Origin of the sequence: Pseudomonas sp. LBUM920, assembly GCF_003852315.1 — a bacterium.
Lineage (GTDB): Bacteria > Pseudomonadota > Gammaproteobacteria > Pseudomonadales > Pseudomonadaceae > Aquipseudomonas.
This window is the reverse complement of record NZ_CP027762.1, coordinates 749,902-768,608: the sequence shown is the minus strand read 5'-3', so window position 1 is coordinate 768,608 and position 18,707 is coordinate 749,902. Positions and strand designations below refer to the sequence as shown.

Annotated in this window: 19 protein-coding genes; 10 read left to right on the top strand and 9 right to left on the bottom strand. The window is 62.2% G+C overall.

The genetic code is table 11. The annotated features are described in order from the left end of the window. Positions 1-56: 56 nt before the first annotated feature. Entirely contained in the window at positions 57-791 is a 735-nt protein-coding gene (locus C4J83_RS03325) for an ArsR/SmtB family transcription factor (RefSeq protein WP_124416344.1), read from the bottom strand. Between the two features lie 134 nt (positions 792-925). Continuing rightward, entirely contained in the window at positions 926-1,855 is a 930-nt protein-coding gene (gene vimR / locus C4J83_RS03320; RefSeq protein ID WP_124416343.1) for a transcription regulator VimR, read from the bottom strand. Positions 1,856-1,973: 118 nt separating this feature from the next. On the opposite strand from vimR, the gene C4J83_RS03315 reads away from it, so the two are divergent. The 3 genes from C4J83_RS03315 to C4J83_RS03305 all read left to right on the top strand — a co-directional run bounded on the left by C4J83_RS03315 (position 1,974) and on the right by C4J83_RS03305 (position 3,632). Beyond that, a complete protein-coding gene (locus tag C4J83_RS03315; RefSeq protein WP_119737745.1) occupies positions 1,974-2,267 on the top strand; it encodes a putative quinol monooxygenase in 294 nt (97 codons plus the stop codon). A gap of 24 nt (positions 2,268-2,291) precedes the next feature. Beyond that, positions 2,292-3,305 (top strand): zinc-binding alcohol dehydrogenase family protein, encoded by a 1,014-nt coding sequence (locus C4J83_RS03310; RefSeq protein ID WP_124416342.1) that lies wholly within the window; start codon positions 2,292-2,294, stop codon positions 3,303-3,305. A gap of 144 nt (positions 3,306-3,449) precedes the next feature. Beyond that, entirely contained in the window at positions 3,450-3,632 is a 183-nt protein-coding gene (locus tag C4J83_RS03305; RefSeq protein ID WP_106577738.1) for a hypothetical protein, read from the top strand. Positions 3,633-3,640: 8 nt separating this feature from the next. Here C4J83_RS03305 and C4J83_RS03300 read toward each other — a convergent pair whose 3' ends face one another. Together C4J83_RS03300 and C4J83_RS03295 are read right to left on the bottom strand one after the other, a co-directional pair. After that, positions 3,641-4,834, bottom strand: coding sequence for a multidrug effflux MFS transporter (locus tag C4J83_RS03300; protein WP_106577737.1), 1,194 nt, complete (start codon positions 4,832-4,834; stop codon positions 3,641-3,643). Positions 4,835-4,921: 87 nt separating this feature from the next. Then, positions 4,922-5,119, bottom strand: a complete 198-nt coding sequence (locus C4J83_RS03295) for a heavy-metal-associated domain-containing protein (protein ID WP_106577736.1) — start codon at positions 5,117-5,119, stop codon at positions 4,922-4,924. 147 nt (positions 5,120-5,266) lie between these two features. Here C4J83_RS03295 and C4J83_RS03290 point away from each other — a divergent pair, with 147 nt between their 5' ends. The 3 genes from C4J83_RS03290 to cueR all read left to right on the top strand — a co-directional run bounded on the left by C4J83_RS03290 (position 5,267) and on the right by cueR (position 8,395). Then, entirely contained in the window at positions 5,267-5,647 is a 381-nt protein-coding gene (locus C4J83_RS03290; protein WP_106577735.1) for a hypothetical protein, read from the top strand. A 148-nt stretch (positions 5,648-5,795) separates the two neighbouring features. Then, positions 5,796-7,997: a heavy metal translocating P-type ATPase gene (locus C4J83_RS03285; protein ID WP_124416341.1), complete on the top strand. Its 2,202-nt coding sequence runs from the start codon at positions 5,796-5,798 to the stop codon at positions 7,995-7,997. After that, positions 7,994-8,395 (top strand): Cu(I)-responsive transcriptional regulator, encoded by a 402-nt coding sequence (gene cueR, locus C4J83_RS03280; RefSeq protein ID WP_106577733.1) that lies wholly within the window; start codon positions 7,994-7,996, stop codon positions 8,393-8,395. The genes C4J83_RS03285 and cueR overlap by 4 nt, the downstream gene beginning before the upstream one ends. Positions 8,396-8,549: 154 nt before the next feature. Here cueR and C4J83_RS03275 read toward each other — a convergent pair whose 3' ends face one another. Beyond that, complete coding sequence (locus C4J83_RS03275) at positions 8,550-9,446, bottom strand: PA4780 family RIO1-like protein kinase (RefSeq protein WP_106577732.1); 897 nt, start codon at positions 9,444-9,446, stop codon at positions 8,550-8,552. Positions 9,447-9,581: 135 nt separating this feature from the next. Next, on the bottom strand, positions 9,582-10,859 hold the full coding sequence (locus C4J83_RS03270) for an acetyl-CoA C-acetyltransferase (protein WP_106577731.1): 1,278 nt from the start codon (positions 10,857-10,859) through the stop codon (positions 9,582-9,584). A gap of 113 nt (positions 10,860-10,972) precedes the next feature. Between C4J83_RS03270 and C4J83_RS03265 the strand changes: the two genes are divergently transcribed. The 4 genes from C4J83_RS03265 to C4J83_RS03245 all read left to right on the top strand — a co-directional run bounded on the left by C4J83_RS03265 (position 10,973) and on the right by C4J83_RS03245 (position 17,238). Further along, a complete protein-coding gene (locus C4J83_RS03265; RefSeq protein WP_124416340.1) occupies positions 10,973-12,325 on the top strand; it encodes a 3-oxoacyl-ACP reductase in 1,353 nt (450 codons plus the stop codon). Between the two features lie 2 nt (positions 12,326-12,327). Then, the gene (locus C4J83_RS03260) at positions 12,328-13,176 is read left to right on the top strand and encodes a MaoC family dehydratase (protein WP_124416339.1); all 849 of its coding nucleotides are present in this window, start codon (positions 12,328-12,330) and stop codon (positions 13,174-13,176) included. 292 nt (positions 13,177-13,468) lie between these two features. After that, entirely contained in the window at positions 13,469-15,373 is a 1,905-nt protein-coding gene (locus C4J83_RS31250; RefSeq protein WP_256660642.1) for a collagen-like triple helix repeat-containing protein, read from the top strand. Between the two features lie 182 nt (positions 15,374-15,555). Then, the gene (locus C4J83_RS03245; protein ID WP_124416338.1) at positions 15,556-17,238 is read left to right on the top strand and encodes a ShlB/FhaC/HecB family hemolysin secretion/activation protein; all 1,683 of its coding nucleotides are present in this window, start codon (positions 15,556-15,558) and stop codon (positions 17,236-17,238) included. A 319-nt stretch (positions 17,239-17,557) separates the two neighbouring features. Here the strand turns inward: C4J83_RS03245 and C4J83_RS03240 are convergent, their stop codons facing one another. From C4J83_RS03240 to C4J83_RS03230, 3 genes are read right to left on the bottom strand one after another with little or no spacing between them, the layout of a single operon-like run. Next, positions 17,558-17,965 carry a response regulator gene (locus C4J83_RS03240; protein ID WP_119737763.1) on the bottom strand — a complete coding sequence of 136 codons (408 nt, stop codon included), beginning with the start codon at positions 17,963-17,965 and terminating at the stop codon, positions 17,558-17,560. A gap of 59 nt (positions 17,966-18,024) precedes the next feature. Continuing rightward, positions 18,025-18,219 (bottom strand): Flp family type IVb pilin, encoded by a 195-nt coding sequence (locus C4J83_RS03235; protein ID WP_124416337.1) that lies wholly within the window; start codon positions 18,217-18,219, stop codon positions 18,025-18,027. A gap of 54 nt (positions 18,220-18,273) precedes the next feature. Next, positions 18,274-18,468 carry a Flp family type IVb pilin gene (locus C4J83_RS03230; protein ID WP_119737765.1) on the bottom strand — a complete coding sequence of 65 codons (195 nt, stop codon included), beginning with the start codon at positions 18,466-18,468 and terminating at the stop codon, positions 18,274-18,276. Positions 18,469-18,707 lie beyond the last annotated feature (239 nt).

Below are 18,707 nucleotides of genomic sequence, written 5' to 3'. Positions count from 1 at the left end.
CCGCACCCCCTGTATGAAAAATCCCCAAAGCGAGTGTGCGGTATCGTTTTGCCTGGTTATTGCTGGATGCGACCTGACTGAAACTCTGAGCGACCATTGCCTTCCTGGGGCGCGGCGAAGCGGTTGATTTCCCCAAGCCCGACGTCGGAGAACTGCAGGGCGTGGGACTCGTTGACCACGCTGACCCAGCCCGACTGCAAAAACAGCTGCAACAGCCCCGCCCCCAAAGCGCCCCCCAAGTGCGGTTGCTGCTGACTCCAGTCAAAGCAGTCGCACGCCAGGGGCGAGGCCAACGCGTGGGTGAAAATGCCCAGGCCTGCCAGGCGCTGCGCGCCCGTAACGGTGACCTCAGTACGTTGTTCATGACGGTCGATCCATCCCGCCTGAAACATGCGCTGGTAAAGCCCTGCGCCCAGTTCCCCGCCCAGGTGGCCATGGCATAACCGGGCTCGGCGCAACGACGCGGGCGCCACCAGCGCCGGCGGCACACCCTGCGGCGCACTGCGCACGGCGCTGGCCATGGTGGTACTGGCCAACGCGTCGATCGCAACGCTGACGTCAACGGCGGCGACACGAAACACGCGCTTGCCACGCTGGGCTTCAACCCGCAGCAAACCGCTTCCAGTCAGACGCGACAAATGCGCGATCGCCGAAGCCGACGACAGCCCGGCCAGCATCGCCAGTTCCTCTGACGATTTCGCCGACCCGTCCATCAAGGCCCAAAGCATGGCGGTGCGCTTGGGCTCGCCGAGCAAGCTGGCGATGTGACTGATGCAGGGTGCTTCTTCCATGTATTCACTCCTTGTTAAACCATTTGTCTGCTGCGGTTGGAACCGAAGTATAGGGGCGCAAACCGCCCGTTCCGCGGCGTCTGACAGCGCGGATAGGGACAGGATCTGAGTGAAATTTCTTGCTTTGATGGAGGCTATTGCGCGGTGCTCAATCGCTCCGGCCATTGCGCAGTCAATGTCGCACAGCGGGCCACGAGCATTTCCCGCAACAGGTTGATGGGCTTGCTCAATTGCGCACGATGCGCGCACAGCAGGTTGAGCGGCGTGCGCTCACCGCGCAGCTCCGGCAGGATCACGCGCAGACGCCCGGCCAGCACGTCGCTGCTCACATCCAGCCAGGACTTGTAGGCGATACCGACACCCGCCACTGCCCAGCGCCGCACCACATCGGCGTCATCACTGAAGCGGTCGCCGCTCACCGTCAGGCTGACTTCACGCTTGCCATCGTGAAAACCCCAGTGGTCGTGTACGCGGCTGCCGAGCATGTACAGCAGGCAATTGTGTTGCGCCAACTGCTCCAAATGCCGCGGCTCGCCATGCCGTGCTAGGTAGCTGGGCGCGGCACACAGCACACGCCTGTTGTCCGGGGCGATGGGCAGCGCGATCAGGCTGGAGTCTTCAGGCTCGCCGTAACGCAGGGCGATATCCACCGGCTGGCGGAACAGGTCGGCGATCCGGTCGCCCAACAGCAGGCGCACGGTGAGTTGCGGGTACTCGCGCTGGAATTCATCGAGCCAGGGCAACAGTTGGTTGCGCCCGAAATCCGACGGCGCCGACAGCTGCAGCACACCGCTGACATGGTCCTGGCCGCTGGCCAACAAGCGCCGCCCTTCGTCCAGCGAACTCAAGGCTGCGCGGGCATATTCCAGAAAGCCTTCACCTTCGGCGGTCAACCGCAGGCTGCGGGTAGAGCGCGCCAGCAACCGCGTGCCCAATTGCTCTTCGATGCGCTTGAGCGCCGCGCTGGCCACGGCGGGCGACAGGTCCATGACCCGCGCGGCAGCCGACAGACTGCCCAGGTCTGCCGCGCGTACAAACAACTGCAAATCATCAAAACGCAGCATGCATTACCGCCGATTATCAAAATTCTATTGAAACAGACTGCTGTTTTAGCGGGTTTTATCTTCACGGGAAATAGCCAATCATCTGCCCATCCCGTTCACCACGTGCCAGGAGTTGAATATGTCCACTGCCTTTAACGTCATCGCTACGCTGATCGCCAAACCCGGCCAAGGGGCAACCCTGGAGACCCTGCTGCGCGGTCTGCTGGAACCGACCCGCCTGGAAGCCGGTTGCGAGCAATACGACCTGCACCAGGACCTGCAACATCCCGAGACCTTCTACATGCTCGAACGCTGGAGCGATGACGCAGCGCTGGCCGACCACGACCAGAGCGCACACATCCAGAACTTCCGCGCCAAGGCCGCTGATGTGATCGAACACTTCGAACTCAAGCGCCTGAAATTTCTTGCCTGATCACTGCCCTTTTCCGGAGTCCCCATGAAAGCCATTGCCTACTACGCTGCACTGCCCATCACCGATCCAAACTCCCTGCAAGACATCGAGCTGCCGGAGCCAGTCGCCGGCCCGCGCGACCTGCTGGTGGAAGTCAAAGCCATCTCGGTCAACCCAGTGGACACCAAGGTGCGCCAGAACGTCGCCCCGGAAAACGGTGCCGCCAAGGTGCTGGGCTGGGACGTGGCGGGTGTGGTGAAGGCCGTTGGCAGTGAAGTGACCCTGTTCAAAGCCGGAGACAAGGTGTTCTACGCCGGCTCGCTGGTACGCCCGGGCGGCAACAGCGAACTGCACACCGTGGATGAGCGCATCGTCGGTCATATGCCCAAGAGCCTGGGGTTTGCCGACGCCGCCGCGCTGCCGCTGACCGCCATCACGGCCTGGGAGTTGCTGTTCGAACGCCTGCAAGTGCGTGAAGGCAAGGAAGATGAAGGCCAGAGCCTGCTGATCGTCGGCGCCGCCGGGGGTGTGGGTTCGATTCTGACCCAGCTGGCCAGCCAGCTCACTGCACTGAAAGTCATCGGCACCGCCTCGCGTCCGCAAACCCAGGAATGGGCCAAGGCACTTGGCGCCGACCTGGTGATCGATCACAGCCAACCGCTGAGCGAAGCGCTGAAAAACGCCGGCCACCCACAGGTGACCCACGTCGCCAGCCTGACCCAGACCGATCATCACCTCGACCAGTTGGTGGAAGCCCTGGAGCCACAAGGCAAGCTGGCGTTGATCGACGATCCGAAGTCGCTGGATGTGAGCAAGCTCAAGCGCAAGAGCCTGTCGCTGCATTGGGAGTTCATGTACACGCGCTCGATGTTCGAGACGCCGGACATGATCGAACAGCACAACCTGCTCAACCGCGTGGCTCAACTGATCGACGCCGGCACCTTGAAAACCACGGTGGGCGAGCACTTTGGTGTGATCAATGCCGAGAACCTGCGCCGGGCGCACGCGCTGCTCGAAAGCGGTAAGGCCAAGGGCAAGATCGTGTTGGAAGGGTTTTAAAACGGTCTGACAGTGTCGTCCTTTATTCCTCTGAGTAATGGACGACGCCGCTAGTCAGAGAGTTGACCTTTGTCATATTTGTAAGCGCGTTCGGGTTTATATTGGCCGCCTTTGCCACGATTCTTTTACGTGAGGAAGTCAGCAATGAAGATCCTGATAAGAGCGTTAGCAAAATCCCCAGGCAACAAATGGCAGGTCAGCCTCGACGGCGACGCGTTCACCTTCCGCACTGAGGCCGAGGCCCGTGCCTTCGCCGACACCCTGCAAGCGCGCATCCAGGCGCCGCACCGCATTCCCCTCAGCCAGCAACGCTCCGCCGCTGGCTGATCCACACTTCAGACCTGCGCTTGCACGGCCCTTGCCCGTTGCAGGCGCTGGGTCGACATTGCAATCGTTACGGCCAGGACACCGCACAAGCTGATGACCATCGCCATCGGCATCGCCGTGCCGTCGTGCAACACGCCGACCAGCGACGCCGCGCCCGCCGCCACACCAAACTGAATGCAGCCCAGCAGCGCCGAGGCGCTGCCGGCCCGTGCGCCCTGCCCGCTCATGGCGCAGGCCGAGGTGTTGGGCAAAATGCAGCCAAGGCTGGCGATGCAAATAAACAGCGGCACCAGCAACGGCCACAACGCGTCGGTGCGCAAGGCGGCAATGCCCAACAGCGACAGCGCCGCCGCCACATACACCCACACCGTGCGCGACAACAAAAACGCCGGGCCACGCTTGGCCAGCAACCGCGCATTGAGCTGCGCCACCAGGATAAAGCCGGCCGCGTTGGAGCCGAACAGCCAACCGTAATGCTCGGCAGGCACGCCGTAGAGCTTGATGAACACAAAGGGTGAGCCGGCAATGTAGGCAAACATCCCGGCAATCGAGATGCCGCCGGTCAGGGCGTAGCCCAGGTACACGCGGTCCGACAACAGCGCGCCGTAGCGGCGCAGCGAACCGGACAGTGGCTGGCGCGGCTGATGGGCCGGGAAGGTTTCCGGCAAGCCGACTGCCACGGCGATGGCTGCCATCACGCTGAATATCGACAGCGCCAGGAAAATCGACTGCCAGCCCCACAACCCGACCATCACGCCACCCGCCAACGGTGCGAGGATCGGCGCCAGGCCGGTGACCAGCATCAGTTGCGAATAAACCTTGGCTGAGCCCACGGCATCACATTTGTCGCTGACCACCGCACGGGAAATCACCATGCCCGCACACCCGCCGAGGGCTTGCACGAAGCGCGCGCCGATCAGCCAGTCCAGAGACGGCGCATACGCGCAGGCAAAGGAGGCGACGGTAAACAGCGTTACGCCACTGAGCAGCGGCACGCGCCGGCCAAAGCGGTCTGCCAGCGGCCCGTAGATCAATTGGCCGATGGCCAGACCGCCGAAATACACCGCCAACGTCAGCTGGATATGTTTTTCGTCGGTGGCGAACGCCGTGGCCATTGCCGGAAAGCCCGGCAAGTAAAAGTCGATCGCCAACGGCGCGAAGGCGCTCAAGGCGCCCAGGATCAGGATTATGCGGAGGTTCATCAGACACCCAAGTGAGTCGGCAGCCCGACAGTCTAGCCGCGCTTGGGTGCCATGAACATTACGTTAGCTCGCTAACTATCAGAAAACTCACGCGAGCTTGGCGCTGTAGCCTTCTTCGGTGATCAGCTCGATAACCTGCTCGGCAGACAAGCGACTTTCAACACCGACTTCCTTCGCCGCCAGGTTGACGTTGACGCTCGCCGCAGGGTCCTTGCTCTGCACCGCCTGGGTCACCGCCCGCACGCAATGGCCGCAGGTCATTCCTTCCACGTTGAATACTTGCATGACATGACTCCTTTGATGAGGTGGGCGCCAGTCTCGACCTTGCCACGATGGCAAGGTCAAGTTTCAAAAACATCCGCCGGGCTGGTATTCAGCCGCCGCCTCGGCCAAGCTTCATCCCTCTTGGATTTGAACCACGGAGCATTCGCCATGCGCTGGTCGTTTTTGGCCCTTATCGGCCTGTTGAGCTTGTCTGCCGCTGCGCCCATGGCCTTCGCCGATGAAGACTATGCGGTGCTGATCATCTCCCGCGAGCGCCTGGAAGTGCCGACCAGCTGCGAGATCGGCCTGTATATTCAGGACCAGTTGGCCGGGCGCCTGTTCCAGGAACAGGCCACGTCGTTCAACTTGCCGGCGGGCAACGTGTCACTGCGCTTGAAACTGCTGCCGGGCCAAGCCCCTGGCTGCTTGCCGGGCATGCTCGCGCCGCCCGCGCAGAACATCACGCTGAAGGCCGGTGATGTGCGCAAGTTGCGTATTGCCCAAGGCCCGGACGGCATGTACCTGAAACCCGCCGCCCTCGAATACTGAACACCTGCCTTGCCGGCCTCAGGTCCTCTGTGCGCCTGATTCACTGGCGACATCGCCGGCCAGCCAACCGCCTGAGGCAAATAGCCCCTTGACCTTCCCCACAGGTCAAGGTTGATCCTAGGGGCATCGTCTTCTGGAGGACTGCCCCATGAATGGATCGACCACGTTTGAGCTGCCCATCAGCGGCATGACCTGTGCCAGCTGTGCCGGCCGTGTCGAGCGCGCGCTGGGCAAGGTGCCGGGAGTGCAACGTGTCAGCGTCAACCTGGCCAACGAACGCGCCCACGTCGAAGTGCTGGGCCAAATGGACCCCGGCGTACTGATCGCCGCCGTCGACAAGGCCGGCTACACCGCCAACCTGCCACAAAGCGAAACCACCACCGACGCCAATCAAGCCCAACGCCTGCATCGCGAGCGTTGGTCGCTGCTGTTGGCGATCGTGCTGGCCCTGCCGCTGGTGCTGCCGATGCTGGTGCAGCCCTTCGGTCTGCACTGGATGCTGCCCGCCTGGGTGCAATTCGCCCTGGCTACGCCGGTGCAATTCATCTTGGGTGCGCGCTTCTACAGCGCCGCATGGAAAGCCGTGCGCGCTGGCGCCGGCAACATGGACCTGCTGGTGGCCATCGGCACCAGCGCCGGTTATGGCCTGAGCATTTATGAATGGCTCACTACGCCCGCTGGCAACATGCCACACCTGTACTTTGAAGCCTCGGCCGTGGTGATCGCGTTGGTGCTGCTCGGTAAATACCTGGAAAGCCGCGCCAAGCGCCAGACCGCCAGCGCCATCCGCGCCCTCGAAGCCTTGCGCCCGGAGCGGGCAATTCGAGTGCTGGACGGCCGCGAAGAAGACGTCGCCATCAGCGCGTTGAAGCTCGGCGACCGGGTGCTGGTCAAACCCGGCGAGCGCTTCCCGGTGGACGGTGAAGTGATGGAAGGCCAAAGCCATGCCGACGAGGCCTTGATCAGCGGCGAGAGCCTGCCCGTGCCGAAACAGCCTGGCGATAAGGTCACCGGCGGCGCCATCAACGGTGAAGGTCGGTTGCTGGTGCGTACCCAGGCGCTGGGGGCCGAAAGCGTGCTGGCACGCATCATTCGTCTGGTGGAAGACGCCCAGGCGGCGAAGGCACCGATCCAGAAACTGGTGGATAAGGTCAGCCAGGTGTTTGTGCCCGCCGTGCTGGTACTGGCGCTGATCACCCTGGTGGGCTGGTGGCTCTACGGCGCGCCGCTGGAAACCGCGATCATCAATGCCGTGGCGGTACTGGTGATTGCGTGCCCGTGTGCGTTGGGCCTGGCCACGCCCACCGCGATCATGGCCGGCACCGGCGTCGCTGCGCGCCATGGCATCCTGATCAAAGACGCCGAAGCCCTGGAACGCGCCCATGCAGTCAGCGCCGTGGTCTTCGACAAGACCGGCACCCTCACCTCCGGCGCGCCGAAAATTGCGCATTTGGCAGCGGTGGATGGCAATGAGTCGCTGCTGCTGCAACGCGCCGGCGCACTGCAGCGCGGCAGCGAGCACCCGCTGGCCAAAGCCGTGCTGGATGCCTGCAACGCCCAAGGCTTGAACGTGCCAGATGTGACGGCCAGCCAGGCGCTGAGCGGGCGCGGTATTGCGGGCACCCTCGACGGCCGACAACTGGCGTTGGGCAATCGCCGGATGCTGGAAGAAAACGGCTTGAGCGCGGGTGACCTCGCGGCGTCCGCCAGCGCGTGGGAAGCCCAAGGGCGCACGTTGTCCTGGTTGATCGAACGAGGCGCGCAACCGCGCGTGCTGGGCCTGTTCGCCTTTGGCGATACGCTCAAGCCCGGCGCACTGGAGGCCGTGGAACAACTCAGGGCCCGGCACATCAGCAGCCACTTGCTCACCGGCGACAACCGCGGCAGCGCCCGTGTGGTGGCCCAGGCACTGGGCATCGACGATGTACACGCCGAAGTACTTCCGGCCGACAAAGCCGCCATCGTCGCGCAGCTGAAAAAGACCGGCGCAGTGGCGATGGTCGGCGACGGCATCAACGACGCTCCGGCCCTGGCAGCTGCCGATATCGGCATCGCCATGGGGGGCGGCACCGACGCGGCGATGCATGCGGCGGGCATCACCTTGATGCGCGGCGACCCGCGCCTGGTGCCGGCCGCGCTGGAGATCAGCCGCAAGACCTACGCAAAAATCCGCCAGAACCTGTTCTGGGCCTTTGTGTATAACTTGATCGGCATCCCACTGGCGGCATTCGGCTTGCTCAACCCGGTGCTGGCGGGCGCGGCCATGGCCCTGTCCAGCGTCAGTGTGGTGAGCAATGCGTTACTGTTGAAAACCTGGAAGCCCAAGGATTTGGAGGATCAACGCCCATGAACATCGGCCAAGCCGCCCGTCAGAGCGGGCTGAGCGCAAAGATGATTCGTTACTACGAATCCATCGGCCTGCTTAAAGCCGCCCACCGCACCGACAGCGGTTACCGCGTGTACGGCAGCGACGACTTGCACACACTGGCGTTTATCAAACGCTCGCGGGATCTGGGATTTTCGCTGGAGGAAGTCGGCAAGCTGCTGACCTTGTGGCAAGACCGCCAGCGCGCCAGCGCCGATGTAAAAGCCTTGGCGCGCGAGCACATCGAGGCACTGAACCAGAAGATTCTGGAGCTGGGGCAACTGCGCGACACATTGCAGGACCTGGTGGAGCACTGCCAGGGCGATCATCGGCCCGATTGCCCGATTCTCAAGGAGTTGGCGTCTGGCAGCTGTTGCGCCTGATCAATGCTGATCAGACACCTCAGAACTACATGTGGGAGCGGGCTTGCTCGCGAATGCGTAGTGTCAGTCATACATCATTTGACTGAGCCATCGCATTCGCGAGCAAGCCCGCTCCCACATCAGCTCTTCCCCAGGCCGAAGGCCCGCTGTTAGGTCACTGCATCCAGGGCGGCGGCGGTTCTTCCGCGGTCTTGGTCGGTGGCGCATCATCCGCCGCGCGAATCGCTTGCTTGCGCTCTTCGTCCAACCGCGCCGCTTCAATCTCGCGAATAACACCGCCCACGTCCGCCAACTCTTCCGGCTCGTCGAACTCGCCGGTTAACGCGCTGGCCGGGTGCAAGGTGCCGGCTTCGTACAACGCCCACATTTCCTTGGCGTACTTGGTCTTCTTCAACTCCGGGGCAAAGCGCCCGAAGTAGGAAGCCATGTTGCCCACATCCCGCTCCAGCATGTTGAACGCGTGGTTGTTGCCCGCCGCATCCACCGCCTGAGGCAGGTCGATGATCACCGGGCCGGTCGGCGTGAGCAGCACGTTGAACTCGGACAAGTCACCGTGCACCAGACCGGTACACAGCATCAGCACGATCTGGGAAATCAGGAAGGCGTGGTATTCGCGCGCCTGGTCCGGCTCCAGCGTCACGTCATTCAGACGTGGCGCCGCATCGCCGTACTCGTCGGCCACCAGTTCCATCAACAGCACGCCTTCAAGGAAGTCGTACGGCTTGGGCACGCGAACGCCCGCACCGGCGAGGCGGAACAGCGCCGCCACTTCGGCGTTCTGCCAGGCATCTTCGGTTTCTTTCTTGCCGAACTTGGAGCCTTTGGCCATGGCCCGGGCCTGGCGGCTGTTACGGACCTTACGGCCTTCCTGGTATTCGGACGCCTGACGAAAACTTCGTTTGTTCGCCTCCTTGTAAACCTTGGCGCAACGCAATTCGTTGCCGCAGCGCACCACATAAACAGCTGCTTCTTTACCACTCATGAGTGGGCGCAGCACTTCGTCGACCAGACCGTCTTCGATCAGGGGTTCAATGCGTTTAGGAGTCTTCATCAGCTTTTATTGTGGGTCCTTTATTACCAAACACGCGTATGGCACTCGTTATACGGCAATCGGCTCGCCTCGGGGAGAGGCTAGCGACCTTTGGCACTCAAGAATGCATCCAATATGCCAATTTTTCTGCGCAACTCAGCGCTCGATAATCGCCGTCACGCCCTGCCCGCCCGCAGCGCAGATCGAAATCAGCCCACGGCCCTTGCCCGCCGCGTCCAGCAGCTTGGCCAGGTTGGCGACAATGCGCCCGCCGGTGGCCGCAAACGGATGCCCGGCAGCCAATGAACTGCCCTTGACGTTGAGCCGGCTGCGGTCAATGGCGCCCAGCGGCGCGTCCAGCCCAAGACGGGTTTTGCAGTATTCAGGGTCTTCCCAGGCTTTGAGCGTGCACAACACTTGGGCAGCGAACGCTTCGTGAATCTCGTAGTAATCAAAGTCCTGCAGCGTCAGGCCATTGCGAGCCAGCAAACGGGGCACGGCGTACACCGGCGCCATCAGCAGGCCTTCGGCGCCGTTGACGAAATCCACGGCCGCCGCTTCGCCATCGCGCAGGTACGCCAGGATCGGCAAGCCGCGCTCCTTGGCCCAGGCTTCACTGCCCAGCAGCACCAACGAGGCGCCATCGGTCAGCGGCGTGGAATTGCCGGCCGTGAGCGTGCCCTTCTCGCTGCGCTCGAACACCGGTTTGAGGCTGGCGAGTTTTTCCAGGGTCAGGTCCGGGCGCAGGTTGTTGTCGCGGGTCAGGCCGAGAAAGGGCGTGAGCAAATCGTTGTGCCAGCCTTCGGCGTAGGACGCGGCCATTTTCTGATGGCTTTCAAGCGCCAACTGGTCTTGTTCGGCGCGGGGAATCTGCCAGGTCTGCGCCATCAACTCGCAGTGTTGACCCATCGACAGCCCCGTGCGCGGTTCGCCATTGCGCGGCAGTTCCGGTTTGAGGTGATGGGGACGAAGTTGTAACAAGACTTTTAATTTGTCCGCCATGGACTTGCTGCGGTTGGCCTGCAGCAGGATCTTGCGCAGGCCTTCATTGACACCAATCGGCGCGTCGGACGTGGTGTCGACGCCACCGGCGATCCCGCACTCTATCTGCCCCAGGGCGATCTTGTTGGCCACCAGTAACGCCGCCTCAAGCCCGGTGCCGCAGGCCTGTTGAATATCGTAGGCCGGGGTTTGCGGCGAGAGGCGCGAACCCAGCACGCATTCGCGCGTGAGGTTGAAGTCGCGGGAATGCTTGAGCACCGCACCCGCGGCCACTTCGCCAATGCGCAGGCCGTGCAGGTTGTAGCGTTCGATCAGGCCTTCCAGGGCTGCGGTCAACATCGCCTGGTTACTCGCCGTGGCATACGGGCCGTTGGATCGGGCGAAGGGGATGCGATTACCGCCAATGATCGCTACACGGCGCAATTGAGTCATGGAAAGCTCCCTGAAGGTTGTGGGTGGAATCATCCAGCCTAGCCTAGGCTGATCGAACGACTACCGCACCGGGGTGGTCAACCCTTTGAACCCCAGCCTTCGGAGAGCGTTCCATGTCTGACCGTTATATCGACTTCGCCAACTCAAGCCTCGGCCATCGCCTGGTCGCCGCCATTGGCCTGCCGTCACCGGTACGCCTGGAACGCTGGCAGGCCGGGCGCCTGCGCCCGGTGGAAGGCGCGCTGCTGCTGGGCGGCGGCGCACTGGCGGCCAACGTGCTGCCGTTTGCCAATAAACTCACGGACGCTATTTACAGTTACGGTGCCGCACCGCTGACAGCACCTGCCTGGATCCCCGGACACGGCCCCAAGCTCAAGGCCGTGGTGTTCGACGCCAGCGACCTGCAGCACACCGATCAGCTCAAGCAACTGCGGGAATTTTTTCAGCCGCTGCTGAAGAATCTCGACCACAGCGCGCACCTGGTGATTCTTGGCCGAGCGCCGGAAAGCCTCAGCGATCCTTTTGCAGCCAGTGCACAGCGTGCCCTGGAGGGCTTTAGTCGCTCGCTGGCCAAGGAGCTGCGCAGCGGCGGCGTGTCGCAATTGTTGTATGTGGGCGAAGGTGCCGAGGACCAGCTGGAAGGCGCGTTGCGGTTTTTCCTGTCGCCTAAAAGCGCCTACATCTCTGGCCAGGTGATCCGCCTGCAAGCCTGCGCCACGCCGGTCGAGGATTGGACTCGCCCATTGGCCGGGCGCAAGGCGCTGGTCACCGGCGCGGCGCGTGGGATTGGCGCCTCGATCGCCGAAACCCTGGCGCGCGACGGCGCCGAGGTGATCGTGCTTGATGTGCCGCAGGCCAAGGCCGATCTCGACGCCCTCGCTGCACGCCTGGGCGCCCGCACCGTGGTGCTGGATATTTGCGCCGAAGACGCCGCAACGCAATTGATCGAACACCTGCCGGACGGCATCGACATCGTGGTGCACAACGCCGGCATCACCCGCGACAAAACCCTGGCCAATATGACCCCGGAATACTGGGACGCGGTGCTGGCGGTCAACCTCAACGCGCCGCAGGTGCTGACCAAGGCCCTGCTCGACAGCGGCACTCTGCACGACAACGGGCGCGTGGTGCTGCTGGCGTCCATCAGCGGCATCGCCGGCAATCGCGGGCAAACCAACTACGCCGCGAGCAAGGCCGGGTTGATCGGCCTGGCCCAGGCCTGGGCACCCTTGTTGAGCGAACGCGGGATCAGCATCAATGCCGTGGCGCCTGGCTTCATCGAAACCCAGATGACCGCGCACATTCCCTTCGCCCTGCGCGAGGCCGGGCGGCGCATGAGTTCACTGGGCCAGGGCGGCTTGCCGCAGGACGTGGCCGAAGCAGTGGCCTGGCTCGGCCAACCGGGTTCCGGAGCGGTCAGCGGCCAAGCGTTGCGGGTGTGTGGGCAAAGCCTGCTGGGAGCGTAAATATGGATTGGCAGACCTTAGGCACGACTCCGTTTCTACCGCCGCTGTACTGGCGTGCAGCACTCAAGCGCAAGATCACCGGCAGCACCTTGCCCGAACAGGGATTGCGCTGCCGGGTAAGCGTCAATCCCAAGGCCGTGGCGGCCTATCGCAAGGTCTGCGGCTTTGCCGACAGCCCCATTCTGCCGGCCACTTACCCGCACATCCTGGCGTTCGGTTTGCAGATGCAATTGCTCACCGCAAAAAACTTTCCGTTCCCTTTGCTGGGGTTGATTCACCTGAGCAACCGTATTCGCATCCATCGCCCATTGGGCGCGGTCAGCGAGCTGACGGTGGCCGTGCATGCGCAAAATCTCAAGCCGCACGCCAAGGGCGCAACCTTTGAAGTGGTCACCACCGTCGAGGACGCCCTTGGCCTGCTGTGGGAAGCCGAAAGCCAGATGCTCTGCCGGGGCGTGAAGCTCGAAGGCGAGTCGGTAAGTGACGCTTTGCCCAGCCCCACGCAGGTTACCGAACTGACTCGCTGGAAAGCTCCCGCCGATATCGGCCGCCGCTACGCCCGGGTGTCGGGCGACTACAACCCGATCCACTTGAGCGCCCTGACCGCCAAGGTATTCGGCTTCCCCCAGGCTATCGCGCATGGACTCTGGAACACGGCACGCACCTTCGCCGCACTGGGTGAACACTTGCCTGCGGCCACTATTGAAATCGTGGTCGAGTTCAGAAAGCCGGTCCGCCTGCCCAGTGAAGTAACGTTGCTCGCCAGTGCGCCAGGTTCCAGTGGCGAGTTGCTGTTAACGGGCGCCGGCAACATTGAACACATGGTAGGAAAGTGGCAACCGATTGCGTGAATAACGCTGATTAATTGTATATATATAGCTTAAGTTATAGCGGACCTTTAAAGGTCCGCTTTTTTATTCAAGCCATTGATTTAAAAAAGATATACCTCCCCTCTCTATACCTTTGGCATTAGTCGCTAAGCACTGACGAGCGACCCGTATATAAATCGTTAATACCAAGTTGAGCGTTGCGAGAAAGAGTGCCCGGGTCTGTGATAACACCACGGACAAACGTATCGCTATCCCTAGAAGTAACGAGCGTTTGAAAACAACCAAGGTTGTACAGGTGCAAGGGAACTCAATCATGAAAACTCAAACTCAAGTAGTGCTATGGAAAGCAAGTACCGCGCTGGCCCTGATCATGGCGATGAGCCTCGGTGGCTGCAGCAGCGGTGGCGGTGGACATCACAGCAGCGTCGCCGCGTCGTCGCCTGACGCAGGCGCCGGAACCGGCACAGGTACCGGAGGCGGTACAGGCGGTGGCTCCGGTGGCGGCACTGGCGGCGGAACTGGCACTGGCGGCGGTACGGATGGAGGTACCGGTGGTGGTACTGGTGGCGGAACCGGCGGAGGTACCGGCGGTGGCACAGATGGCGGTACCGGCGGTGGCACAGATGGCGGTACTGGCGGTGGTACTGGTGGCGGCACCGGCGGCGGAACTGGCGGTGGCACTGGTGGCGGCACCGGCGGCGGTACTGGCGGTGGCACTGGCGGCGGAACTGGCGGTGGTACTGGTGGCGGCACCGGCGGCGGAACGGGTGGTGGCACTGGTGGCGGCACCGGCGGCGGAACGGGTGGTGGCACTGGTGGCGGCACCGGCGGCGGAACTGGCGGTGGCACTGGTGGCGGCACTGGTGGCGGCACTGGCGGTGGTACTGGCGGTGGAACCGGCTCGATTACAACCCCACTGGTAACCGGCCAGATTGCTGGCACCCTGGGCACCACGGTGGGCAATGTCGGTACAGCGGTCGGTGAAATTGGCTCGACCTTGAACGGCGTACCTATCGTCGGCGTCACTGCCGGCGGCCTGGTGACCTCCGCCGGTAATGCGGTGACCAGCATCGGCACCGGTGTGACGACCGGTCTGGGCTCATTGGGCACTGACAGCAACTCCCTGGGCAAAACAGTTGCCGGTGTGGCCAACGGCGTTGCCGACCTGGGCACCGGTGTTTCAGGCGCTGGCAAATCCCTGGGCACCACACTGGGTGGCATGCCTGTTGTCGGCGGCCTGACCGGTGGTGTCGGCACTGCGGCGGGGGGGCTGGTGAATAACGTGGGTCAAGCGGTCACGATGCTCGGCGACACCCTCAGCACGTCCAGTACCACGGGCCCATTGGGTTCGCTGACTAACACCGTTGGCGGCAAAGTACTGGTGCCTGTGGTGTCCCTGGTGGAAAACACCACCGGCAACCTCGGCAAGGCAACGGGCCTGGGCAATCCGGTCAATGGTGTGCTGGATAAAGTTGGCGCCACTGTCACCGGCCTAGGCGGCCAGGTTGCCAGCGCCGGCGGCACCGGCAACCCGGTCACCACGATCGTCGGCGGTGCGCTCACCGGCGTCGGTGGCGTGCTCGACAAGTCGGGGGGTTATGTCGCCCCAGCCAGTGGCGCTGCGGCGCCTGGCTTGCCGGAGCTGGTGGGTGGCCTGGTGGCCAACGTGGGTAATGGTCTGAATGCCGGCAACACCAACGGCACTGTGAGTGCAGCGGGTGTAACCGGTGGCGCAGTGGGCAACACGGTCGCCTCGCTCGGCACCGTACTGGGCGGCACCGGCGTCGCCAACACCGCCGCTACAGCGCCGGTGGCTGGCCTGGCCACTAACGTTGGTGCGGCACTCAATCCTGTGACAACCGGGGTTAGCACCTTGACGCAGAACATCGGCACCACCACAGGTATCGGCGCTCCCGTCAACGGCCTGGTGACTCAAGTCGGCGGCGCAGTCAGCGGTATCGGCACCAACCTGACCGCTGCCAATGCCAACCCGATCACTAACGCTGTAGGCACCACCGTAACGGCCGTCGGCAACACCGTAGGCGCAGTGGGCGGCTTAGTCACCGGTGGCACCAGTGGCGCAAGTGGCAGTGGTGGCGGTCTGCTCGGTGGGCTGACTGTAGGCGCTGGCGCCAGCACTTCGGCCAGTGGCAGTGCAAGCACAGGCACAAGCGGCGGTCTGGGAGGTTTGCTGAACGGCCTGACCGGCAAAAAATAGAATTGCACCTGGCCGATTAGACGGCCTCCCCTACAGCGCCTACGCTTGGTTGAGACGAGAGACCCTTATAAGTCTCTCGTCTTTTTTATGGGCTGGCGTTAACGACTGCCGCGCCCTCCCGCACCGCGTCCAAGAACCCGGCGGGCCCGAAACGCTGCTGCAGTTTGACCATGGAGTGTCCTATGCGCGTGTTGACGCCGTTGTTATTGCTTACCCTCAGTGCCTACGTCCAGGCCGAGACCCTTCCCAGCTTTCTTAACAGCAACGACACCATTCGCACCCTGCCGGTGCCTAACCTTCCCGCCGATGCCTATCGACCGGTCACACCACAGACCCAGGTGCCGCAGGCGCCTGCGACCCAGAACCAGCCCTTGCAGATGGACACCAAAGTCACCATCCGCAAGCTGCAGATCGAGGGCGGTACGATCTACCCGCTGGCGGACACGGCCAAGGCCTACGCGTCGCTGATTGGCCATGAGACCAACCTGGCGCAACTGATCGAAGCCACCCGCAGCATCACCCGTCGCTATCAGGACGACGGCTACCTGTTGTCCTACGCGTTCTTGCCGCAACAGTCCTTCGAAAACGGCCTGGTGCGCGTGGTATTGGTGGAGGGTTACATCAAGGATTATCAGCAAAGCGGCGACATCGGCTCGGTGTCGGCCTACGTCGATAAACTCGCAGCAAAACTGCTGGCTGAACGCCCTCTCACGCGCAAGACGTTCGAGCGCTATACCACCCTGATGGGCCGTATCCCCGGCGTAACCCTGCAAGCGCAAGTGCCACCGCCGGGCACCACGGATGGCGCCACGCACATGAACATCGAAGCCACACGCAAGCCGTTTACAACCAGCATGAGCCTGGTCGACGAAAACCGTGGCGGCACCCAAGCCTTGCTCACCGCCACCAGCAATGCCCAGACGTCCATGGGCGAACAGCTCAACGTCAGCGGCCTGTTCCCGCCGGGCGACGATAAAGAACACTACTACCGCGTGGGCTACAGCCAGTTCATCAATGCCGAGGGCAGCCAGCTGGTAGTGGGCGCCGAGCGCTACCGCGCCGACCCCAAAAGCAACATACAGCTGGACGGCGGCTTCGAACTCAAGCCGCATCAGGCGATCGATCGCTACACCATTGGCCTCAGCCATCCGCTGATTGCCTCACCCACCGAATCCTTGACCCTGGGCACGCGCCTGTATGCCGTTGACCAGACCACGCGCTATCAACTGGTGGGCTACCCCAACCGTTTCGACATCGAAACCAACCTGCGCGCGCTGGCGTTCGAGGCCGACTGGCGCAAAGCCGACACTCGCCAATTACGCATCCTCAGCGCCGGCCTGTACCAAGGCATCAACGGTCTTGGGGCCACGACCCGCAGCGACCTGGAAGTCACCAAGCCTGACCTGGACTTCTTCCGCCTGCGCCTGTCCGGCGTGCAAAGCGACAAGTTTTTCGATAACTGGCAAGGCGTGCTGTCGGGGGCGTTCTACTGGAGCGACGACACCTTGCCCGACAGTGAACGCGCCACCTTCGGCGGGCAGAATTTCGGCCGCGGCTATCCCGACGACCAAGCCTCGGGCGACAAGGGTTGGGGCGTGGCCTATGAGGTCAACTACAGCTTCAACCGTGCCGGCGACTGGGTAAAGGTTCTGCAACCCTACGTGGTTCTCGACCGCGCCAAAACCTGGTTCAACGAGCTGCCGGTCAAAGGAAACGACATGTCATCGGCGGCTGTGGGACTGCGCTTTGGCGACAACAAGTACTACAACATCGCCCTTGAAGCCGCCAAGCCGATGTCGGACATCGCCCTGGACAGCTTCAACCGGCGGCCGCGGTATACGCTGAGTTTCAGCTATCAACTTTGAGTGTTTGCGGTAGCAGGCGTGTTCCTGGCCATGGACTTGTCTTTGGCCAGGGGGCTGATCTGTGGCCAGTGGTTTGTCCTTAGCCAGTGGGTTGGTCTGTAGCCATTGGCTTTGTCGTTGGTCAGCGGGTTTGTCCGTGGCGAGCGGGCTTGCCCCGCGTTGGGTCGCGAAGCGGCCCCGACCCAGTCGTCGCATTTTCCCATTCAAAACCGCGTTGGCAGGTTTAGGCGCCGCTTCGCAGCGCAACGCGGGGCAAGCCCGCTCGCCACAGGCAAGTCCGCTCGCCACGGACACGCCTCTCGCCGCGGAAAGCTCGCGCCTACAGTTTGTGTTTGATCAGCGGAAACAGGCTGTTGAGGGTATCGATCAACCGCACCAGATAGATGGGTTTGCGAAACAGGTCCAGCACCTGCAAGCGCAGCATGTCGCTGACGTCATCCATCTCGGCATGGCCCGACATCACGATCACCGGCAGGTGTTGGCGATCGGTATGTTCGCGCAAGCGCTTTATCAGCGAGATCCCGCTTTCTTCAGGCATGCGCAGGTCGGTGATGACCAGCGCGATGTCAGGGTTCAGGGTCAGCTCCTGCAGCGCGAAAGTCACGGAGGTGGCGGTAAAACAAACGAAGCCCTCGTTCTCCAGCGACTCCGCCAGTTCTACGAGGGCATCTTCTTCGTCGTCCACCAACAGGATTTGTTGGCGAAAAGGTGCGGATGCAGCATTCATGGGCACTACCTGGCATTGCCAATCAATAACGAGCGTACTCACAGGATGCTGCCTGCGACTTACGTCGTGGTAATGGCGCTCTGAATTTTACCGAAGAAGGTCGTGATCTGAGGCCCCAGTGTCGTGCCTGCGGCGAGTACCACCAGCGCCACAATGGCCACGAGGATGAGGTATTCAATCGCCGTCGCTCCCTCTTTATTGTGCAAGAGCAACTGAAGCTGAACATGCAGTTTCATCAACAGATCAAGCACCATCGTACTTCTCCTCTGGCGACTGAACGCCATATCAAGGGATTGCACAGTCATTGTTTACGTTGTGGTAATCGCGGTCTGGATTTTGCCAAAGAACGTCGTGATCTTCGGTCCTAGCGTAGTACCGGCTGCCAGTATCACCAACGCTACAATTGCCACGAGAATGAGGTATTCAATCGCCGTGGCGCCTTCCTTGCGATGAAAAAGCAGCTGGAGTTGAACGTGAAGTTTAATCAACAGATCAAGGATCATTGTACTGCTCCTTTGGCGACCAGGCGCCCTATCACGGTGTCCTGCACAGTAATTGCGATGTGCCACCTGAGCATTGTCAACAAACCCCGCGTTCACAACTGTAAGAACGGATTAATTACAAAGTAGAGGTCGCCTTACTGACGCCTTAAATCCGTGATTTAAAAGGCTACTTATGGCGGGGCGAAGAAATCTTTCTGTCAGTAATGGCATTTCGTCCTAGCTGAACTACCTTCAAATAG

Excerpts from the sequence above, each read along its gene's own strand:
- C4J83_RS03270 (WP_106577731.1), bottom strand. The coding sequence starts at position 10,859 with ATGACTCAATTGCGCCGTGTAGCGATCATTGGCGGTAATCGCATCCCC.
- C4J83_RS03240 (WP_119737763.1), bottom strand. The coding sequence starts at position 17,965 with ATGAATGCTGCATCCGCACCTTTTCGCCAACAAATCCTGTTGGTGGAC.
- C4J83_RS03235 (WP_124416337.1), bottom strand. The coding sequence starts at position 18,219 with ATGGTGCTTGATCTGTTGATGAAACTGCATGTTCAGCTTCAGTTGCTC.
- C4J83_RS03245 (WP_124416338.1), top strand. The coding sequence starts at position 15,556 with ATGCGCGTGTTGACGCCGTTGTTATTGCTTACCCTCAGTGCCTACGTC.
- cueR (WP_106577733.1), top strand. The coding sequence starts at position 7,994 with ATGAACATCGGCCAAGCCGCCCGTCAGAGCGGGCTGAGCGCAAAGATG.
- C4J83_RS03265 (WP_124416340.1), top strand. The coding sequence starts at position 10,973 with ATGTCTGACCGTTATATCGACTTCGCCAACTCAAGCCTCGGCCATCGC.
- C4J83_RS31250 (WP_256660642.1), top strand. The coding sequence starts at position 13,469 with ATGAAAACTCAAACTCAAGTAGTGCTATGGAAAGCAAGTACCGCGCTG.
- C4J83_RS03310 (WP_124416342.1), top strand. The coding sequence starts at position 2,292 with ATGAAAGCCATTGCCTACTACGCTGCACTGCCCATCACCGATCCAAAC.
- C4J83_RS03305 (WP_106577738.1), top strand. The coding sequence starts at position 3,450 with ATGAAGATCCTGATAAGAGCGTTAGCAAAATCCCCAGGCAACAAATGG.
- C4J83_RS03325 (WP_124416344.1), bottom strand. The coding sequence starts at position 791 with ATGGAAGAAGCACCCTGCATCAGTCACATCGCCAGCTTGCTCGGCGAG.
- C4J83_RS03285 (WP_124416341.1), top strand. The coding sequence starts at position 5,796 with ATGAATGGATCGACCACGTTTGAGCTGCCCATCAGCGGCATGACCTGT.
- C4J83_RS03275 (WP_106577732.1), bottom strand. The coding sequence starts at position 9,446 with ATGAAGACTCCTAAACGCATTGAACCCCTGATCGAAGACGGTCTGGTC.
- C4J83_RS03260 (WP_124416339.1), top strand. The coding sequence starts at position 12,328 with ATGGATTGGCAGACCTTAGGCACGACTCCGTTTCTACCGCCGCTGTAC.
- C4J83_RS03230 (WP_119737765.1), bottom strand. The coding sequence starts at position 18,468 with ATGATCCTTGATCTGTTGATTAAACTTCACGTTCAACTCCAGCTGCTT.
- C4J83_RS03295 (WP_106577736.1), bottom strand. The coding sequence starts at position 5,119 with ATGCAAGTATTCAACGTGGAAGGAATGACCTGCGGCCATTGCGTGCGG.
- C4J83_RS03315 (WP_119737745.1), top strand. The coding sequence starts at position 1,974 with ATGTCCACTGCCTTTAACGTCATCGCTACGCTGATCGCCAAACCCGGC.
- C4J83_RS03300 (WP_106577737.1), bottom strand. The coding sequence starts at position 4,834 with ATGAACCTCCGCATAATCCTGATCCTGGGCGCCTTGAGCGCCTTCGCG.
- vimR (WP_124416343.1), bottom strand. The coding sequence starts at position 1,855 with ATGCTGCGTTTTGATGATTTGCAGTTGTTTGTACGCGCGGCAGACCTG.
- C4J83_RS03290 (WP_106577735.1), top strand. The coding sequence starts at position 5,267 with ATGCGCTGGTCGTTTTTGGCCCTTATCGGCCTGTTGAGCTTGTCTGCC.